The 19,859-nt window shown below is 66.7% G+C and carries 18 protein-coding genes; 14 read left to right on the top strand and 4 right to left on the bottom strand.

Annotated features, from left to right (window positions below; translation table 11 throughout):
- The first annotated feature begins 20 nt into the window (after nt 1-20).
- From HLH25_RS05215 to HLH25_RS05190, 6 genes are all read left to right on the top strand, one after another.
- Nucleotides 21-1,109, top strand: coding sequence for a PhoH family protein (locus HLH25_RS05215; protein ID WP_182973101.1), 1,089 nt, complete (start codon nt 21-23; stop codon nt 1,107-1,109).
- Between the two features lie 52 nt (nt 1,110-1,161).
- Nucleotides 1,162-1,677, top strand: a complete 516-nt coding sequence (gene ybeY, locus HLH25_RS05210) for an rRNA maturation RNase YbeY (protein WP_246401393.1) — start codon at nt 1,162-1,164, stop codon at nt 1,675-1,677.
- The gene (locus HLH25_RS05205) at nt 1,674-2,609 is read left to right on the top strand and encodes a hemolysin family protein (protein WP_375272493.1); all 936 of its coding nucleotides are present in this window, start codon (nt 1,674-1,676) and stop codon (nt 2,607-2,609) included. The genes ybeY and HLH25_RS05205 overlap by 4 nt, the downstream gene beginning before the upstream one ends.
- Nucleotides 2,610-2,614: 5 nt before the next feature.
- On the top strand, nt 2,615-3,553 hold the full coding sequence (panS, locus tag HLH25_RS05200) for a ketopantoate/pantoate/pantothenate transporter PanS (protein ID WP_182973060.1): 939 nt from the start codon (nt 2,615-2,617) through the stop codon (nt 3,551-3,553).
- Between the two features lie 73 nt (nt 3,554-3,626).
- Nucleotides 3,627-4,247, top strand: coding sequence for a thioredoxin domain-containing protein (locus tag HLH25_RS05195; RefSeq protein WP_182973059.1), 621 nt, complete (start codon nt 3,627-3,629; stop codon nt 4,245-4,247).
- A 16-nt stretch (nt 4,248-4,263) separates the two neighbouring features.
- On the top strand, nt 4,264-8,811 hold the full coding sequence (locus HLH25_RS05190) for an AAA family ATPase (RefSeq protein ID WP_182973058.1): 4,548 nt from the start codon (nt 4,264-4,266) through the stop codon (nt 8,809-8,811).
- A gap of 288 nt (nt 8,812-9,099) precedes the next feature.
- Here the strand turns inward: HLH25_RS05190 and HLH25_RS05185 are convergent, their stop codons facing one another.
- Complete coding sequence (locus HLH25_RS05185; RefSeq protein WP_182973057.1) at nt 9,100-10,620, bottom strand: acetyl-CoA hydrolase/transferase family protein; 1,521 nt, start codon at nt 10,618-10,620, stop codon at nt 9,100-9,102.
- 169 nt (nt 10,621-10,789) lie between these two features.
- On the opposite strand from HLH25_RS05185, the gene HLH25_RS05180 reads away from it, so the two are divergent.
- The 5 genes from HLH25_RS05180 (at nt 10,790) to gltA (ending at nt 14,467) form a co-directional block, all read left to right on the top strand.
- A complete protein-coding gene (locus HLH25_RS05180; protein WP_182973100.1) occupies nt 10,790-11,101 on the top strand; it encodes a hypothetical protein in 312 nt (103 codons plus the stop codon).
- 127 nt (nt 11,102-11,228) lie between these two features.
- Nucleotides 11,229-12,035, top strand: coding sequence for a metallophosphoesterase (locus tag HLH25_RS05175; RefSeq protein ID WP_182973056.1), 807 nt, complete (start codon nt 11,229-11,231; stop codon nt 12,033-12,035).
- Nucleotides 12,036-12,078: 43 nt separating this feature from the next.
- Nucleotides 12,079-12,423 (top strand): chorismate mutase, encoded by a 345-nt coding sequence (locus HLH25_RS05170; protein WP_375272488.1) that lies wholly within the window; start codon nt 12,079-12,081, stop codon nt 12,421-12,423.
- Nucleotides 12,423-12,980, top strand: a complete 558-nt coding sequence (locus tag HLH25_RS05165; protein WP_182973055.1) for a SixA phosphatase family protein — start codon at nt 12,423-12,425, stop codon at nt 12,978-12,980. Before HLH25_RS05170 ends, HLH25_RS05165 begins: the two co-directional genes overlap by 1 nt.
- Before the next feature lie 188 nt (nt 12,981-13,168).
- Nucleotides 13,169-14,467, top strand: a complete 1,299-nt coding sequence (gltA, locus tag HLH25_RS05160) for a citrate synthase (RefSeq protein WP_182973054.1) — start codon at nt 13,169-13,171, stop codon at nt 14,465-14,467.
- Nucleotides 14,468-14,645: 178 nt separating this feature from the next.
- On the opposite strand, the gene HLH25_RS05155 is transcribed toward gltA, so the two are convergent.
- Entirely contained in the window at nt 14,646-14,885 is a 240-nt protein-coding gene (locus HLH25_RS05155; protein ID WP_182973053.1) for a hypothetical protein, read from the bottom strand.
- Between the two features lie 233 nt (nt 14,886-15,118).
- Here HLH25_RS05155 and HLH25_RS05150 point away from each other — a divergent pair, with 233 nt between their 5' ends.
- Nucleotides 15,119-15,877, top strand: a complete 759-nt coding sequence (locus HLH25_RS05150; protein ID WP_182973052.1) for an orotate phosphoribosyltransferase — start codon at nt 15,119-15,121, stop codon at nt 15,875-15,877.
- A 10-nt stretch (nt 15,878-15,887) separates the two neighbouring features.
- Nucleotides 15,888-16,712, top strand: coding sequence for a glutamate racemase (locus HLH25_RS05145; protein WP_182973051.1), 825 nt, complete (start codon nt 15,888-15,890; stop codon nt 16,710-16,712).
- Between the two features lie 137 nt (nt 16,713-16,849).
- On the opposite strand, the gene HLH25_RS05140 is transcribed toward HLH25_RS05145, so the two are convergent.
- Nucleotides 16,850-17,926, bottom strand: coding sequence for a polyprenyl synthetase family protein (locus HLH25_RS05140; protein ID WP_246401376.1), 1,077 nt, complete (start codon nt 17,924-17,926; stop codon nt 16,850-16,852).
- 43 nt (nt 17,927-17,969) lie between these two features.
- On the opposite strand from HLH25_RS05140, the gene HLH25_RS05135 reads away from it, so the two are divergent.
- Nucleotides 17,970-18,809 carry a tRNA1(Val) (adenine(37)-N6)-methyltransferase gene (locus HLH25_RS05135; RefSeq protein ID WP_246401373.1) on the top strand — a complete coding sequence of 280 codons (840 nt, stop codon included), beginning with the start codon at nt 17,970-17,972 and terminating at the stop codon, nt 18,807-18,809.
- Nucleotide 18,810: 1 nt separating this feature from the next.
- Here HLH25_RS05135 and HLH25_RS05130 read toward each other — a convergent pair whose 3' ends face one another.
- The gene (locus tag HLH25_RS05130; protein ID WP_182973050.1) at nt 18,811-19,839 is read right to left on the bottom strand and encodes a ribonucleotide-diphosphate reductase subunit beta; all 1,029 of its coding nucleotides are present in this window, start codon (nt 19,837-19,839) and stop codon (nt 18,811-18,813) included.
- Between the last annotated feature and the right edge of the window lie 20 nt (nt 19,840-19,859).

Genomic DNA, 19,859 nt, shown 5'->3' with positions numbered 1-19,859 from the left:
CCCCGTCCGACATCGCCGCGATGCGGACGGTCACGCTGCAATTCGACGACAATGCCCTGCTGGCACAGCTCGTCGGTGATCATGACCGTCACCTGCTTCATCTCGAACGTGGATTCGGTATCCGCCTGTCCTGCCGGGGCAACCGTATCGCCCTCAATGGCAGCCCCGACCGCGTGGAAATCGCCCAGGCGGCCCTGGCCAGCCTCTATCAGCGCCTGCAAGGGGGCGGGGGCGAACTGGATAGCGCCGATATCGACGCGGCGATCCGCATGGCCGCCGCCCACCACACCATGCCCCGCCCGGCAGCCGAAGGACGGACCAGGATGACCCAAGCCACCGCGCCCCACGGCACACCAAAGTCTCTGTCCGAGGCGCCGCGCGTACCGCTGGCGGAACTGCCGGCCATCCGCACCAAACGGGGAGCCATCGCGCCCCGTTCGGCGGGCCAGGCGAGCTATATGGAAATGCTGGCACAGACCGAAATGGTCTTCGGCATCGGGCCTGCCGGCACCGGCAAGACCTATCTGGCGGTCGCGCAGGCCGTGGCGATGCTCCAGGCCGGCCAGGTCGACCGGATCGTGCTTTCGCGCCCGGCGGTCGAGGCGGGCGAGCGGCTGGGCTTCCTGCCCGGCGACCTCAAGGAGAAGATCGACCCCTATCTGCGCCCGCTCTACGACGCGCTGCACGACATGATGCCCGGCGACCAGGTGGTGCGCCGCATGGGCACGGGCGAGATCGAGGTTGCGCCGCTGGCCTTCATGCGCGGCCGCACGCTGGCGCACAGCTTCGTCATCCTCGACGAGGCGCAGAACACCACCGCCGCGCAGATGAAGATGTTCCTGACCCGCATGGGCAGCGGCACCCGCATGGTGGTGACCGGCGACCTGAGTCAGGTCGACCTGCCCAATGGCGTGACATCTGGTCTGCGTGACGCGGTGGACACGCTGGAAGGATTGCCGGGAATCGGTATCATGCGTTTCGAGTCCCACGACGTGGTGCGACACCCGCTGGTCGCGCGCATCGTGGACGCCTATGATCAGCGAGCGGCGGCCGAACGGGACATGTCCCGCAGCAGGGCGCGCCGGGAGAACAATGGAACCGCGAAGTAGCAAACGCCCCGCCGAAACGGACGGGGACGTTATAAGACCGTCGGCGGCCGAAATGGCCGCCGGCCCTCACTCCACCATGGCACAGGACAGCCCGGATTGCGACGTGATCGTCGCGGACGCGCGCTGGCATGGCGCCGTCCCGGGAATCGCGGCCCTGGTGCGCCGCACCGCGCGCGCCGCCTGGGCCGGCGAAGAGCCGGCGCCGGTTACGATCGCGCTGGATTGCGACCGCACGATCCGCCGGCTGAACGCGCGCCACCGCGACCGCAACAAGCCCACGAACGTCCTGACCTTCGATTACCCCGACGGCATACCGGGCGGCGACATCATGATCGCGCTTGAAACCGTCCGGCGCGAGGCGCAAGCGGCCGGGCGGCCGATCCGGCATCACCTGATGCATCTGGTCGTTCATGGCATCCTGCACCTGCGCGGCCACGACCATCACCAGGCCGGCGAGGCACGGCGGATGGAAATGGAGGAGGCCCGCATCCTGGGCCGCCTGTCCGTCCCCAATCCATGGAAATTCCGCCCCGGCGCGCCGTCCGGCCGCATGGAGGACGCGCAGTGAACCGCCCCCTGCCCGAGCCCGCGTCGCCCGAGGGCGCGCCGAGCCGGGTTGACGATGCCCATGCGCCGCGTCCACGCGGCCGGGGCCTGCTCTCGCTGTTCAGCCGCCGGCGCGGCGAACATGGGCTGCGCCATTCCATCGCCGCCCTGGTGCAGGAAGCCAACGAGGCCGAAGGCGACGGGACCGACGCCAATTCGGAGCTCGACCGCCAGGAACGCGCGCTGATCGCGAACGTCCTGCGGCTGCGCGGCATCACCGCCGACGACGTGATGATTCCGCGCGCCGATATCGTCGCCATGTCGGTATCGCTGAGCCAGGACGAGGCCCTGGCCCTGATGCGCCGCGAGAACCATTCGCGCATGCCGGTCTATCGCGAGCAACTCGACGACATCGTGGGCATGATCCATGTGAAGGACCTGATCGCCTATGCCGGCACCAGCGAAGCCTTCAACGTGGAGACGCTGCTGCGCCAGCCCCTGATGGTGGCCCCGCAGATGCCGGTGCTGGACCTGCTGTTGCAGATGCGCCAGCGCCATCTCCATCTGGCGCTGGTGATCGACGAATATGGCGGCATCGACGGGCTGGTGACGATCGAGGATCTGGTGGAGACCATCGTCGGCGACATTTCCGACGAGCATGACGAACCGACGGCGGTCCTGATCCAGGAACGACCGGACGGCACGTTCGACGTCGATGCCCGCCTGCCGGTCGGGGAATTCGAGGCCCGGCTGGGCACGCTGCTGACCGAGGCCGAGCGGGAGGCCGAGATCGAAACGGTGGGCGGGCTGGTCTTCCGGCTGGCGGGCCATGTGCCGGCACGCGGCGAGGTGCTGACCCATGACAGCGGGCTGGTCTTCCGCGTGCTCGACGCGGATGCCCTGCATATCCGCAAGGTACGCGTGCGGCCACCGCCGGCGCCGCCTGCCGCCTGACCGACTTGTCCGTCCTGACCCGCCTCTTCCCGCTATGGGCCATCCTGGTCTCGGTCGCCGCCATCGGGCGGCCGGGGGCCTTCATGGTCCTGACGCCGGCGATCACGCCGCTGCTGGCCCTGGTGATGTTCACCATGGGCGTAACACTGACGCTGGCGGATTTCCGGCGTATCGCCCGCCGCCCCGCGCCGGTCGTGGCGGGGATCGTGCTGCATTACGCCATCATGCCGCTGGCGGCATGGCTGATCGGGCGGCTGCTGGGCATGCCGCCGGCCCTGCGGGTCGGCATGATCCTGGTCGGCAGCGTGTCCAGCGGCACGGCATCGAATGTCATGATCTATCTGGCACGGGGCGACGTGGCCCTGTCGGTCAGCATCAGCACGCTCTCCACCCTGGTCGGGATCGTTGCCACGCCGCTGCTGACGCGGCTGTACGTGGCGGCCGACGTGCAGGTCGATGTGCTGGCCCTGCTGCGCAGCATCGTCATGCTGGTCGCGCTGCCGGTCGCGGCGGGGCTGGCCGTCAACATGCTGGCCCCGCGTCTGGTGCGCCGGGTGGAACCCGCCCTGCCGCTGGTGGCCATGATCGCCATCATGACGATCATCGGGGCCATCGTCGCCTCGGTGCGGCCGTCACTGGCGGCGGCAGGGCCGCTGGTCCTGCTCGGGGTGGTGCTGCATAACGGGATCGGCCTGCTGGGCGGCTATTGGGGCGGACGATTGCTGGGGCTGGAGGAAAGCGCCTGCCGAACGCTGGCGATCGAGGTCGGGATGCAGAATTCCGGGCTCGCCGCCACGCTGGGCCGGGTTTATTTCGGCCCGCTGGCGGCCCTGCCGGGGGCGCTGTTCTCGATCTGGCACAATATCTCGGGCTCGGCGCTCTCGGCCTGGTGGTCGGCCCGCCCGGTGCCCACGCCCCCCTCCACCGGTTCGCCGGCATCTTGACGCCTGCCCGCTTTGCGGGCTCTGTCCCCCTTTTACCGTTCGCCCCCTTCAGCCTGCCGGAGACCGTTCAGCCATGCCCGTTACCCGCCGCACCCTGATCGCGACCGCGACCCCTGCCCTCCTGTTCGGACAGGCCCTGTCCATCCGCGCCGCACGGGCCGCCGCCGACCCGCGCATGGCCGTCCGCGCGGCCGGCAATCCGGCGGCCAAGGTGCATGTCGAGGAATGGTTTTCGCTGACCTGCACCCACTGCGCGCGCTTCGCAGCCGAAGTCTTCCCCAAGATCCGCAGCAATCTGATCGACACCGGCAAGGTCTATTACATCTTCCGCGATTTTCCGCTGGACCAGATCGCGCTGGCGGCGGCGATGATCGCCCGCGCCTTGCCGCCGGAACGCTACGAGCCCTTCGTGCTGTCCCTGCTGGCCAGCCAGGACCGCTGGGCCTTCGCCCGCGACGTCAACCTGCAGGACGAATTGCAGAAAATGGCCGCGCTGGCCGGCATGCCCGCCGAAATGTTCCAGAAGACGCTGGCCGACGACACGTTGCGCCAGGCCATCATGGACGAGGAAAACCGCGCCCAGGCCGAATACAAGATCGAGGGCACCCCGACCTTCCGCTTCAACGACAAGGAGCAGGTCGGTCAGGAGATGACTTACGAAGACTTTGCCAAAAAGGTCGCCTCGCTGAGCTGATCAGGTCCCTTCTTCCATGGCTGCCCGTTTTGTCCGCCTGCGCATCGGCGGCTTCAAGAGCTTTGCCGACCCGGTTTCGGTCGATATCCTGCCCGGCCTGACCGGGATCGTCGGACCGAACGGCTGCGGCAAATCCAATGTGGTCGAGGCCCTGCGCTGGGCGATGGGCGAAAGCTCCGCGCGCTCCCTGCGCGGCGGCGAGATGGACGACCTGATCTTCGCCGGCACCGCCGCCCGCCCGGCGCGCAATCTGGCCGAGGTGACGCTGACGCTGGAAGGCACGGAGGGGATCGCGGCCCCTCCGCTGCACGATCAGGACGAATTGCAGATCACCAGGCGCGCCGAGCGCGGCTCCGGCAGCGATTATCGTGTCAACAGCAAGCCGATCCGCGCCCGCGACGTGCAGACCCTGTTCGCCGACCTCGCCTCGGGCGCGCGCTCGTCGGCCATGGTCAGCCAGGGCCGCGTCTCGGCCCTGGTCAATGCCCGGCCCGAGGAACGGCGGAGCATCCTGGAGGAAGCCGCCGGCATCACCGGCCTGCATGCCAGACGGCATGAAGCCGAACTAAAACTGCGCGCCACCGAAGGCAATCTGGCCCGTGCCGAGGATCTGCGCATCCAGTTGGAAGGCCATCTGGGCAGCCTGCGTGATCAGTCGCAGCAGGCGAAGCGCTATCGCGAGATTTCCAGCGCGCTCCGTGAATCCGAGACCACCCTTCTGGCCCTGCTGCATGCCCGCGCGCGTCTGGCGGTGGAGCGCGCCGGCCAGACGGCCCGGCAGGCCCGGCAGGCGCTGGTGCAGGCGGAGGAGGCCGCCGAAACCAGCGTGATCGCGGAATTCGAGGCCAATCGCGACCTGCCCGCGCTGCGCGCCCGCGCGGATGAGAGCCGCACGCTTCTGGAACGCCAGAAGATCCTGGCCGAAGGCATGGCCCGCGAGGAACAGCGCGCGACCGAGGCCGCGCAGGCCGCGACCGCGCGGCTGGGCCAGGCCGAAAGCGACCATCAGGCCGCCCAGGCGCGCGAGACCGACGCCGCCGAAAACGTCGCCCGCCTGCAAGCCGAACAAACCAGCCTCTCCGAGCGCCTCGCCGCCCTGCCCGATGAGATGGCGCAGGCCGCACAGGCCCAGACCGATGCCACCGCCATGGTGCAGGCCCGCGAGCAGGCGCTGGAACAGGCCGGCGCCGAAGCCAACGCCGCCCAGGCCCAGGCAACGCAGGTCGCGGCGGCGCTCACCGAGGCGCAGGCCCGCCACGCGCGCCTCGAAGCCCAATATACCGCCCTGGCCGCCGAACTGGAAACCTTGCGCGGCACCCTGCCCGAAACCTCGGTGCTGGAAGCCCAGGCCGCCGAACTGGCGGCCGCGACCACGCGGCTTGCGGAATCCCGCATCACGCTGGAGCAGGCGGCGCAGGAACAGTCAGACGCCACGCTGGCGGCCAGCCTCGCACGCGGCCGGGCGGACGAAGCCCACCGACGCCATGACGCGGCCCGCCGGGCTCTGTCCCAGGCCACGGAGCGCGCCGAGGCCTTGCGGTCCGAACAGCAGGGCTTGCAGCGCCGGCATGACGAGGCCCATGGCCAGCGGGTCGCCGCCGAGCATCGGGATGCGTTGCGCGCGGGCCTCGTCGCGGCGCAATCCACCCTCGATGCCGCCCGTGCCGCGCTGGAACAGGCGGAACTGGACCGTCAGGCGGCCACTGCCGGCCGGATCGACGCCTATGCCCGCCTTCAGGAGGGCACGAACCGGCGCACCACCACCCAGGCCGCCCTGCAATCGGCGGATACGGCGCATCAGCGCGCGGTCGCGCGGCTGCGTGCCCTGGCCGAAGATCTGGCACTTGCCCAGTCCGCCGCCATCGCGCCGGAACGGCTGACCGCCGCCAGAACGGCGCGCGAGGATGCGGAACAACGCCTCGCCGAGGCCGGCCAGGCATTGGAAGGGGCGGAAGCCGCCCTGGCCGACGCCGCCACCGACCGCGACGCCGCGACGCACCGCCTGAGCGACCTGAAGGCCGACCTTTCGCGCCTGAACGCGCAGGCCGAAGGTTTGACCCAGGCGCTGAAAACCGGACAGAGCGAGACGCATTTCCGGCCGGTCGTCGATGACATCACGGTGCCCGACGGGTTGGAGGCCGCCCTTGCCGCCGCCCTGACCGATGGGCTGGATGCCTCCGTCGCACCGGACGCGCCGCGCCTGTGGCACACCCTCTCGCCCCTGAGCACGTCACCGCTGCCGGGCGCGGGCACGGTTGCCCTGGCCACGCTGGTGACAGCCCCGCCAGCCATGGCCCGCGCCCTGGCCGCGATCGGCCTTCTGGAAGACGGGGCCGACGGCGCGGCCTTGCAGAACGACCTGCTGCCCGGCCAGAGCCTGGTGGCACGCGACGGTGCGTTATGGCGCTGGGATGGCTATCGCGTAGCGGCCGGCCAGCCCAGCCGGGCGGCGCTGCTGCTGCGACAGCGCAACCTCCTGCGCGAAACCGAAGCCGCGCGCCAGACCCGTCTGGCCGATCTTCCGACCGTCGAAGCCGCTGTGGCTGCTGCCGAGCACGCCCGATCGGCGGCGACCGCGTCGGTTGGCGCCGCCCGCACCGCCCGCGCGGCGATCGAAGCGACACTGCGTCAGGCCCGCACCGATGAAGCCGAAATCAGCCGGCTGGACGCCACCGCGCGCGCCCGGCTGGAGACGGTCCAGCCCCAGCACGATCAGGCGACGCAGACCCTTGCGGAGGCCGAAACCGCGCTGAGTGCCGCCCGGCAGGCAGCGGCCGACCTGCCGGATGCCGCCGAACTGGCCCGGCGGCATGAAGCCGCCCGCCAGCAGGAACAGGCCGCGCAGACCGCTGAGACAGCATGCCGCGACGCCCGCAAGCGCGCCGAAACCGCGCTGGAAGCCGCCAGGCGGGAGGACGACGCCACCGCCGCCCGCAATAACGAGGCCGAAGCGCGACTGGCGACGATCCTCCCCGAATTGCACCGCATTGCCCGTGAGGCCGAGCAGGCCGAGGCCGCCCGGCAGGAGGCCGAAGCCACTCTCGCGGCCCTGCCTCCCAGCGCCGAGACCGATTCCGCCCTGGCCGCCGCTGAAATCCGGGCTCGTGATGCCGCAGCGGCCCACGAGGCCGGGCGACAGCTTCAGCAGGAGGCCGAACGGGCGCTGGAACAGGCCCAGACCGCCCACGCGGCCCGACAGGCCACGCTGATCGAGACCCGCAGCGTGCTGGACGCGCAGGCGCCGCGCCTGGACGCCCTGCGCCAGGAACGGGACGAAGCGGCGGAACGGCTGGCCCGCATCACTGCCGAGCAGCAGGCCCTGCCCGACCTGGAGGCGATCGCAGCCCGCGTCCGCGAAGCACGCGAGGCCGTGGCCGCCGCCCGGCAGGCCGAGGACGAGGCCCGCCAGCATCGCGTCACCCTGGCCGGCGAGGACCAGACCATCCAGGCCCGCCTGACCGGCATTGCCGCCGCCCTGTCCGACTGGACCGCCCGTCAGGCCGCCGCCGCCGCCGAACTGCTCGGCACCACAACCCGCCTGGATGCCGCACGGTCGGACCATGCACGCCTGGCCGCCATGCCGGAAGAAGTCACCCGCACCCGCGAGAGCACACGCGCGGCGATGGACAAGGCCGAGGCCGACCACGCGGAAGCCGCCCGCCAGTTGGCCGAAGCCGAAGACGCTTTGGTGAACGCCCAGACCGCGCGGCGCGATGCCGAGGCCGCCCTGGCGGCCGGGCGTGAAGCCGTGCTGCGCGCCGAGGGCCGGCACGAGCAGGCCGAAGCCATCCTGGCCCAATTGCTGACCGAGACGCCGGAGCCACCCGGCATCGTTCCCCCCGACCTGACCGAAGCGGCGGAAACCAGCCTGCGCCGAAAGATCGCCCGCCTGACCCGCGAGCGCGAGGATATGGGGCCGGTCAATCTGCGCGCCGAACTGGAAGCCGACGAGGCCGAGACGCGGATCACGACCATCCAGCGCGAAAAGGACGAACTGGACACGGCCATCGCCCGGCTACGCGGCTCGATCGGCGCCCTGAACCGCGAGGGGCGCGAGCGCCTGCTGGCGGTGTTCACCGAAGTCGACAGGCATTTCCAATCGCTGTTCGCCCGCATGTTCAATGGCGGGCGGGCACATCTGGGCATGGTGGGAAGTGACGACCCGTTGCAGGCGGGGCTGGAAATCTATGCCCAGCCGCCGGGCAAGAAGCTGGCCACGCTGTCGCTGCTCTCGGGCGGCGAACAGGCCCTGACCGCCCTGTCGCTGATCTTCGCGGTATTCCGCTGCAATCCCGCGCCGATCTGCGTGCTGGACGAAGTCGACGCGCCGCTGGACGATGCCAATGTCGGGCGCTTCTGTGCCCTGCTGGCCGATATGGTTGCCGAAGCGGGCACGCGCTTCCTGGTCGTGACGCATCATCAACTGACCATGGCGCATATGGACCGGCTCTATGGGGTGACGATGCAGGAGCGCGGCGTCAGCCGTGTGCTGTCGGTCGATCTCGACCACGCGGCGAGCATGGTCGGCCACCCCAGGACCGACGCGGCGCACCAAGGCGAATAACACGAATATCTGCTTTAAAAACAAAACAGAAAAGAATGGTGTGACGGCATCACATCATCGCGCCGTGCTTTCCAAATAGCCCGCGACCCGCGAAGTCGTACCATAAATCTTTTAAAAACAGAAAGATATGACATGAAATGGAGACAATCCATTACATGCCATACCTTCGCGGCGACATGATCGCTGACGAATGATATCTTTTATAAACAAATATCTATCTGGTCATCTGCATTCCATCCGCGAACGCCGCGCCCCAGGGGTTGCCCTGGGAGCGCGGCCTGACGGATGTCAGCCCGGCAGCATCGTGCCGGTCTCGATGAAGCGCTGATGCCAGGACAGCGATTCCTTGAGCAGATGTGGGGATTGCTGGCCGTAGGAGCCTTCCCGCGCCCGCTTGTAGTAATCCTGGAGCATCGGACGATAGTCCGGATGCGCGCAGTTGCGGATGATCGTCTCGGCCCGCTGCTTGGGCGACAGGCCGCGCAGGTCGGCCAGGCCCTGTTCAGTCACCAGCACCTGCGAATCCTGGGTGATGTGATCGACATGCGAGGCCATCGGCACGATCGCCGAAATCTTGCCACCCTTGGCGGTCGACGGCGTCATGAAGACCGAGATGTAGGCATTGCGCGCGAAATCGCCCGAACCGCCAATGCCGTTCTGGATGCGCGAGCCCATGACCTGGGTCGAATTGACGTTGCCGTAGATGTCGGACTCGATCAGCCCGTTCATCGCGATACAGCCCAGGCGACGGATCAGCTCGGGATGGTTGCTGACATCCTGCGGACGCAGAATGATCTTGGAGCGGAACTCGGCCATGCGGTCGTTCAGCGATTCCGCGGCTTCCGGGCTCAGGGAGAAGGCGGTCGCCGAGGCGACACGCATCTTGCCCGATTCCAGCATCCCCAGCATGCCGTCCTGAATCACCTCGGTAAAGGCGGTCAGGTCCTCGAACGGGCCGTCTTCCAGACTGCTCATCACGGCGTTAGCGACGTTGCCCACGCCCGACTGCAACGGCAGAAGCGATTGCGGCAGACGGCCCTTCGCCACTTCATGACGGAAGAACTCCATCAGATGCCCGGCAATAGCCTTGGCCGACGCATCGGGCGGCGAGAAGGGCGCGTTGCGGTCCGGTGCATGGGTTTCGACGATCGCGACGACCTTCGACGGGTCGACCTTCAGCGTGGCCTGGCCGATCCGGTCATCGGGGCGCAGCAGCGGAATGGCGACGCGGTGCGGCGGCAGGGCGGTACCGTACCAGATGTCGTGCATGCCCTCGAGCGCCGAGTGCTGCCAGCTATTGACCTCGATGATCACCTGGCGGGCGGATTCGACCCACGTCTTGTTGTTGCCGACCGACGACGACGGAACGATGGTGCCGTCTTCGCGAATCGCGACGGCCTCGATGACGGCCGTATCCATCTCGCCGAAGAAGCCCTGCCACGTCATCGGGGCTACGTGGCTCAGATGCATGTCGAGATATTCGGTCTCGCCGCTGTTGATGAGGCCGCGCAGGATCGGGTCCGAATTGTAGGGCATACGGAACGAGATGCCGTTCACCTTGGCCAGCGCGCCGTCCAGTTCCGGGCCGGTGGAGGCGCCGGTGAAGAGGCGGATGCGGAAATCGTTCCCCTTCGCCTTTTCCCCTTCGATGATCGCGGCCAGGGCCTGCGGAACGGCTTTCGGATAACCCGACCCGGTAAAGCCGCTCATGCCGACCATGCTGCCCGGACGGATATATTTGGCGGCCTCCTCGGCGGTGGTCACTTTTGCCCGGAAGGCGGCGTTCCGGATTCGGCTATGATCGATCATGGAACCTTTCCTCGTGTCTTTTCGTTATCTTGGTCTTGTACTGCGCGGGTCGGGCCGCCCCGATCCTGCCATGGAGACAGGTTACCGTATCGGATACCAGGCCGGCCGACACGCCATCTGTTCTCTTTCCTGGCAGACCCGTCACAACAAAAGAGTGTTATCCTTGAGCATGTGCCCCGTGACCGACCCGGAAAACGATCATGAGCGGCTGGTGCGGCTGGCGTTGACCCGCGTGCCGTCCCGCCTGCGCGGGGCGATCGACTGGCTGCGGGTTCCATCGCGCCGCCCGGCACGGTTTCTGGCGAGTCTGCTGCTGATCCTGGGGGGATTGCTGTCCTTTCTGCCGATCCTGGGCCTGTGGATGCTCCCGCTCGGACTGATCCTGCTGGCCGAGGACGTGGCGCTGCTGCGCCGTGGCGTGGACGCCCTCATCCTCAGGATCGAACGCCGTTATCCCGGCTGGCTGGCGGCATCCAGGTAAAAACGACTACCTGCCATGCGCGCGCCCACATTCTGGCGCATCGACGGCGGACACATGGCAAGATGACGACCGTGACCCCATATTCGACGAAAGGCCTATCACTCCCCTCATCGTGACCGAAGCCCCCATGCAGCCGAATCACACGCCCTCAACCGATGACACAGCCTGGACGCCACACCATCTCCCCACGCCGGGTTCGCTGCCGGCCGATGGAGCTGAATTCTGGCGCGACCTGCCGGCGCTGGAAGCGCTGATTGCCGGGCGCCCGATTCGGGTGGTCGGCGACGTGCATGGCGATCTGCGGGCGTTCGAACACGCGGTGGCGACCGACCGATTCGTCATCCAGCTCGGCGATCTGGTGGACCACGGACCCGATAGCGTCGGCACCTTCCGGCTGATGCAGCGCCTGCTGGATGACGGTCGCGGCCTGTTCATCCTGGGCAATCACGACCGCAAGCTGGCGCGCGCCCTGGCCGGCCACAAATTGCGGTTCGACGCCGCGCTGAGCGAGACTGTCCGCCAGTTCCAGGCACCGGATAACGACGATGTCCATCACCGGGCGGTGCAGGACATCGCGCAGGCGCCCCCGTGGATCGTGCTGGGCCGGCGGATTTTCGTGCATGGCGGCTTCCACTCCCGGATGCTTTCCGAACCTCCGCCGCCGGGCCTTGGAGACGTGACCCCGCTGCTGTCGCGCGCCTTGTTCGGTGAAACCACGAGCCGCACGCGCAAGGACGGCTACCCGGAACGCAGGCTGAACTGGGTCGACCATATTCCGCCCGGCTACACCGTCTATTGCGGGCATGACCGCCGGTCGACCGACGGCCGCCCATGGGTGCGCGACGGACGCGCCGGCGGCCGATCGGTCTTTACCGACACAGGTGCCGGAAAAGGCGGCCACCTGGCATGGATCGATCTGCCCGCCGAGGACTGAAACACGGTATAACCGCACGATCGACAGACAGGAGCATGTTGACGTGAACGATACCGTGGCCATCGACCAGACAAGTCAGGCGCCTGGCGCCCAGGAGATGCTTCTGGGGCTCCGCCAGAGCATCGACAATATCGATGCCGCGCTGATCTACATGCTGGCCGAGCGTTTCCGCCATACCCAGGCCGTGGGCGAACTGAAAGCGCGCCACAACATGCCTCCCGCCGATCCGGCCCGCGAGGCCCGGCAGGTCGCGCGGCTGCGCGAGCTGGCCGGGGCCGCGCGGCTGGACCCCGATTTTGCCGAGAAGTTCCTGGCCTTCATCATCAAGGAGGTCATCCGCCATCACGAAGCCATCGCGCGCAAATCCACCGGGCCCGGCGCCGTCTGATGGTCACCGCGTCAGACCCCGCCGCCATGGCTCCTCCCGCGCGGACGCTGGTACTGATGCGCCACGCGGAAGCCTTCCCCGGCCCCTATGGCGATCCCAGCCCATCCAGCGACCTCGGGCGCCCCCTGACCCCCGCCGGACGCCGCCAGGCGCACCAACGCGGAACACAACTGCGCGAGATCGGCTTCGTCCCGGAGCTGGCCGTGATCAGTCCGGCGATGCGTTCGGGCGAGACCTATGCGGCACTCGGGCCGTTTTCCACCACCGTCGCGCCGCAGGTTCGCCAGGAGGCCCGGCTCTATGAATGCGGCAGCGAAAGCATCCTGGAAATCCTTCAGGAAACGCCAGAAAATATCAATAATATCATTGTGATAGGGCACAATCCGGATTTGTATCAGCTGGTGATGGACCTGGCCGGACATGCCATCGACGACCCGGACAAGACGATCCTGATTCGGGGCTTTCCGGTCGCCTCCCTTGCCTGTTTCACGGTGCATGGCCCCTGGCATGCACTGGCACGCAAACAGGCCGTTCTGACCCGTGCGCTATGCAATTAAGGGGGTAAGCGCCCCCCTGCCGGCGGAGTTGCCACGATAGCCGTTTCGTCCTTATCTCGGCGCATGCCTGCATGAGGACACAGCGGCGGATCGATACGTCGCAAACTGTCACGCAGAGGACGGGTGTCCGCAGGTTGGGGATGAGAATGGCCGCTCGCACGGCGGCGAACGACCAAGAGGAGAGTTTGATGACCGAGCCAGAAAAAGTGGCCACCGTCTCGCTAGAGGGCAAAACAGCCAGTCTGCCGGTCCATTCCGGAACGCTGGGTCCCGACGTGCTGGACATCCGCAAGATCACCGCCGATCTGGGTGTCTTCACCTTCGACCCCGGCTACGGCGAAACCGCGTCGTGCACCAGCAAGATCACCTTCATCGACGGCGAGAAGGGCGTCCTGCTGCATCGGGGTTATCCGATCGCGCAGTTGGCCGAACAGGCCACCTTCACCGAGGTCGCCTACCTGCTGCTGAACGGTGAACTGCCGACCACCGCGGAGCATGATGCCTTCGTCGCGACCCTGAATTCGCACACGCTGCTGCACGAACAGATCCGCAATTTCTTCAATGGCTTCCGCCGCGATGCTCATCCGATGGCGATCCTGTGCGGCACGGTCGGCGCGCTGTCGGCCTTCTATCACGACGCCATCGACATCTCGAACGAGGCCAGCCGCAACCTGTCGGCCGTGCGCCTGATCGCCAAGCTGCCGACCATCGCCGCCTGGGCCTACAAATATACGCAGGGCGAAGCGTTCGTTTACCCGAGCAACAACCTGACCTACGCGGAAAATTTCCTCTCGATGATGTTCGCGCATCCGTCGGAGCCGTACAAGGTCAACCCGATCCTGGCGCGGGCGATGGACCGCATCCTGATCCTGCATGCGGACCACGAGCAGAATGCCTCGACCTCGACGGTCCGCATGGCGGGCTCGACGGGCGCCAATCCGTTCGCCTGCGTCGCCGCCGGCATCGCCGCCCTGTGGGGGCCCGCCCATGGCGGCGCGAACGAGGCGGTGCTGAAGATGCTGGCCAAGATCGGCAGCAAGGACAACATCCCCGAGTTCATCGCCCAGGTGAAGGACAAGAACAGCGGCGTGCGCCTTATGGGCTTCGGCCATCGCGTCTACAAGAACTTCGACCCGCGGGCGAAGATCATGCAGGCGACCTGCCACGAGGTTCTGGGCGAACTGGGGATCAAGGACGATCCGCTGCTGGACCTGGCGGTGGAACTGGAAAAGATCGCGATCAGCGACGAATATTTCGTCAAGCGCAGCCTGTATCCGAACGTCGATTTCTATTCGGGCATCATCCTGAAGGCCATGGGCATCCCCACCAGCATGTTCACCGTGCTGTTTGCCCTCGCCCGTACCACCGGCTGGATCAGCCAGTGGAAGGAAATGATCGAGGAGCCGGGTCAGCGTATCAGCCGTCCGCGCCAGCTCTATACCGGCTCGCCGGAACGCGACTTCGTACCGTTCGCCCAGCGCGGCTAAGGTCCGGCACCGATCCGTCCGGGTGGAACCCCCGGACGGATCGGCTGAGTCGCGCAAGCCCCTCAGGGCTCGGGAACGTTCCTTCCCCGCGCGATGCCCCGTCCGCATTACGCAAAAGCCCGGCGGCCGATGGGCCGCCGGGCTTTTGCGTTACCCGCGCATCAATGTGGCAAAACTGTCAGGGACAGTCGCAACCCGGTGTCGGCCCTTCGGCCTCACGCACCACATGGTGGTCGATCCATTCGGAGACCAGACGCCGCGCTTCGTTCAGCGATGCCTCGGGATGATGGATACGATACAAGGTGGTGCAGGCGTGGAACGCCGAAACATCGCCCGTCCCGACATCCCGCAACTCCCGGTACGCGGTCACGACCGCCCGTTCGCAGTTTCGTGTAATCCGGCCGTTTTCTGGCGCCACAGTATTAAATCCTTATTGCGAACGATTTGCAATTACAGTTATACTAACGAGTATCTCCGTCTCCGGCAAGAGAAACCGCCCCCCGGCCGAACGCGATCCAGCCCCTCGCGTGGCGCGGCACAGGCGGGATTCCGATGGAATGATGTCGGTCGCGCGATGGATTTTCCCGGACGATCCCGCTAAGGCTTTTCCACCTCGTTTTCCTACGCTATCGGACCGGAAAGACACACCAGATGAACGATTCAACAGGCTACGGCACAGGCGCCTCGTCGGGCTCATCCGCCTGGGACCGCGATGCCGCGCTGACGACCGCCAAGCTGCTGCTGGAAATCAAGGCGGTCAATTTCCGGCCCGAGGACCCCTACACGCTGACATCGGGCTGGAAATCGCCCGTCTATATCGACTGCCGCCGCATCATCTTCTTCCCCCGCGCCCGCGCCAAGATCGTCGAACTGGGCGTGGAGAAGATCGGCCGGCATATCGGCTACGAAAGCATCGACGCCGTCGTGGGCGGCGAAACCGCAGGCATCCCCTTCGCCGCCTGGATCGCCGACCGCATGATGGCGCCGATGGCCTATGTCCGTAAGAAGCCCAAGGGTTTCGGCCGCAATGCGCAGATCGAAGGCGATGTGCCCGACGGCATGCGCACCCTGCTGGTCGAGGACCTGACGACCGACGGCTCCTCCAAGATCCGATTCGCCCGCGCCCTGCGCGACGCGGGGGCAATCGTCGATCACACGTTCGTCGTGTTCTTCTATGGCGTGTTTCCCGGTTCGCTGCGCACGCTGGCGGATATGAACATCTCGCTGCATGCGCTCTGCACCTGGTGGGATGTGCTGGAAGCCTGCGCCGGCCAGCCCTATTTCTCGGAGAAGGACGCCTCCGAGGTCCGGCGCTTCCTTGAAGATCCGTGCGGCTGGTCGGGCAGGCACGGCGGCGTGTCCAGCCTGGAGGAGGCGCTGGCCTTCAAGAGCGCGCAGGGCCAGGGCTGATCGCCCTGCCATGACGCAGCGGATTCTCGCGTTCGATTCGGGGATCGGCGGTTTCGGAATCGTTCGGGCACTTCGCGCCCGCCTCCCCGGCATACCGGTCGATTATCTGGCCGACACGGCGATCTATCCGTATGGCGAGCAGGAAGACGCCACGCTGATCGCGCGCGTGGTCACCCTGATGGGCGAGGCCATCGCCAGCCTCGCGCCCGATCTCGTCGTCATCGCCTGCAACACCGCCAGCACATTGGCGCTGGGGGCGTTGCGGGACCGATACGCCATCCCGTTCGTCGGGTGCGTCCCGCCGATCAAATGGGCTGCCCAGTTGAGCCGCACCCGTACCATCGGGCTGCTGGCGACGCGGGCGACTGTCCGCCGTCCCTATCTGCGTGCCCTGCAACAACGCTACGCCCCGGATTGCACTCTGCTGGCCCACGGTGCGCGCGGGCTCGCCGATCTGGCCGAACGTGTCTTTCGCGGCCATGCGGTGGCGCCCGACATCGTCCAGCGGGAACTGGCGGCCCTGTTCGAACAGCCCGGCGGCGACCGGATCGACGTGGTCGGCATCGGTTGCACCCATTACACATTCCTGATGGATGCCTTTCGCGCGGCCTCGCCACCAGGGATGATCTGGCTGGACCCGGCGGATGCCGTGGCGCGTCAGGCGGCGACGGTCTTGCGGGGGCTTCCGCCTCGGTCCGAAGCCCTCCGTCATCACGATCGGGATCGGGCCTTCTTTACCGCCATGCCGGCCGAGCCCATGCGCATGACGACAGCCATGGTCGCGCTGGGCTATGGCGCACCAGCCCTCTTTGCTCCGGCGATCACGGCGATCTGACCGATGCGGTCGTCTTGGGCTGGCTGAAAAAAGTCGGACAAGCACAGGCAAGTGCCATGCCATCGGCCACGCGCAGCGAAAGAACGGGAAAGGCTCGCCGGCGTCTGCCGGGGGCCTTTCCCGATCAGGCTCTCATCTCATCTGGCCCGGCTGACGGTGTAGGACGCGGTATCCTGCAGCAGACGGCGCAAACGGGTATCGGGGAAGATATTCAGTGCCTCACATGCCGCGCGGGCATAGGCGGCGGCACGGTCCAGCGTCACACCGATGGCATCGGTCTGGGCGATCAGGGCCATGGCGTGGTCGAGGTCCTCGGGCGCCTGTTCGCTCTCCTCGATGACCCGCCGCCAGAACCGGCGATCCTCCTCGCTTCCAGCGGCATACGCCGCCAGGACCGGAAGCGTGATCTTGCCTTCGCGGAAATCGTCGCCCACGGTCTTGCCCAGCACGGCTTGGTCCGCCGCGTAGTCCAGCGCGTCGTCAACCAGTTGGAAGGCCATGCCCAGATTGGTGCCGAACGCTTCCAGCGCCTGTTCCTCGGCCTCCGGTCGCTTGGCCACCACCGCCCCGACGCGACAGGCGGCGGCAAACAGAGCCGCCGTCTTGCCATGGATGACCGTCAGATACTGATCGACCGAGGTGGACAGGTCGTTCTGCGTCGACATCTGCAGAACCTCGCCCTCGGCGATCGTCGCCGACGCCGAGGACAGGATCGCCATCACCTTTAGCGACCCGTCATCCGTCATCAACTGAAACGAGCGGGCGAACAGGAAATCGCCCACCAGCACCGATGCCTTGTTGCCGAACACGGCGTTGGCGCTGGCCAGCCCGCGCCGCAACTGGCTCTCATCCACCACATCGTCATGCAGCAGGGTCGCGGTATGGATGAATTCCACGCACGCGGCCAATGCGACATGGCGCTGATGGTCCGGCCCGGCCGGATAGTCGCACAGGCGCGCCGAAGCCAGCGTCAGCAACGGCCGCAGCCGCTTGCCACCGGCCGCCACCAGATGCGCCGCCAACTGGGGGATCAGGGCGACCGGACTATCCATCCGCTCGATGATGGCGCGATTGCACGCGGCCATGTCGTCGGCGAGATAGCTCGACAACTCCTGCAGAGCAGCTTCGGCCCCCTCCTGCGCCGAGGCGCCGGAGCCGGAATGCTTCGCGGTTGCCGTTTTCTCGGATTCCGGCAGAGTGACTGCAACGCCCAAAAGGTTAAACTCCCCGACCCCGTTGGATTGGTCTGTAGAACATATGAGCGGCGTGAGAATGACGGTCAAGCCGAAGGACATCATACATGAGCCGACGCCGCATCTGGCATGTGCCGCGGACGACGCATCCATCGAGGTCCTGAGCCACGGAACGCTGCTCGACGGCCGGCTCCGTTACCGGCAATTCCGCCAGGGCTACCGCACGGGACTGGAGCCGGTCCTGATGGCGGCCTCCGTCCCTGCCCGCCCCGGCCAGCGCATCCTGGAAGGTGGATGCGGGGCTGGCGCGGGATTGATGTGCCTGGCCTGGCGGGTGGCTGGCATCACCGGCATCGGCGTGGAACGCGACGCCCGCACCGCAGCCCTGGCCCAGACCAATTTCAACGACAATGGCCTCGACCGGTTGCGCGCAGCGTGCGCGACGCTGCCCGATCTGCCTGCCATCGCCGACTTCCCGCTCCAGGGGGGCGGATTCGACCACGCCTTCGCCAATCCGCCCTGGCATCGCACGGATGCCAGCGCCTCACCCGATCCACGCCGCGATATCGCGCGGCGCGTCGTGGCGAACGACATGCTGAATGTCTGGGTCCGCAGTCTGGGGCGGCAGGTGCGCCATCATGGCACGCTGACCCTCGCCCTGCCCGCCGCCTCGCTCGACGCGGCGATCGCGTCCATGCGGGCGCACGGCATCGGGTCGATCCGCCTGATCCCGTTCTGGCCCAAGGCTGGCCGGCCGGCAAGAATCGTGCTGGTTCAGGGCCGCGTCGGCGGTCGGGGGGATGCCGCCCTCCTGCCCGGCATGACACTGCACCGGGCAGACGGGCATTTTACGCCGGAGGCAGACGCCATCCTGCGCGACGGCGCGCCATTGGACGCCGGATAAATCAGCCGTCCGACTGGAAGATGCTCTCCTCGAACGCCTCTTCCCAGGTACCGGAGGTCGAAGCCCGGCTGTATTCCGTCGCGCGGTTCTCGAAGAAATTCGTATGCTCGACGGCGTTCAGCATGTCGTCCAGCCACGGCAACGGGTTCGCCGGGACATGGTACATCCCGTCCAGCCCCAGCAGGCTCAGGCGACGATCGGCCACGAAACGGATATAGGTCTTGACCAGATCGGCATCGAGGCCCTCGACCGGCCCCATCTCGAAGCAGAGATCGATGAATGCGTCTTCATGATCGACGATGTCGCGGCAGACCTGGCGGATGTCCTCGCGCAGCTTCTCGGTCCAGATTTCCGGATTTTCATGGATGAAGGTGCGGAACAGCCGCGCCATGGACAGACAGTGCAGGGTCTCGTCCCGCACCGACCATGACACGATCTGGCCCATGCCCTTCAGCTTGTTGAAGCGTGGGAAATTCAGCAGGATGGCGAAGGACGCAAAAAGCTGAAGCCCCTCGGTAAACGCGCCGAACGCCGCGAGCGTGCGCGCGATGTCGTATTTGCTGTCGACCGAGAAGCCCTGCATATAGTCATATTTATCCTTCATTTCCTTATATTTAAGGAAAGCGGAATACTCGGACTCGGGCATGCCGATCGTATCGAGCAGATGACTGTACGCGGCGATATGAATCGTCTCGATATTCGAGAAAGCCGACAGCATCATCAGCACTTCAGTCGGTTTGAACACCCGGCTGTAATGCTTCATGTAGCAATTATTCACTTCCACGTCCGACTGCGTGAAGAAGCGGAAGATCTGGGTGACCAGATGCCGCTCGCTCTCGGTCAGGGTGCGGTGCCAATCCTTCACGTCATCGGCCAGCGGCACTTCTTCCGGCAACCAATGGACGCGCTGCTGCGTCAGCCACGCATCATAAGCCCACGGATAGCGGAACGGCTTGTAGACCGGATTTGCCGTCAGCAGGTCGAAATGGGCTTCGCCCTCGGGCTGAGGCGCGTTGAGGGAGTCGGTCATGTCGTCTTCTCCGCGACAGC

This window comes from Gluconacetobacter dulcium (assembly GCF_014174165.1).
Taxonomy (GTDB): Bacteria; Pseudomonadota; Alphaproteobacteria; order Acetobacterales; family Acetobacteraceae; genus Gluconacetobacter; species Gluconacetobacter dulcium.
This window is presented reverse-complemented; position numbering and strand designations above follow the sequence as displayed.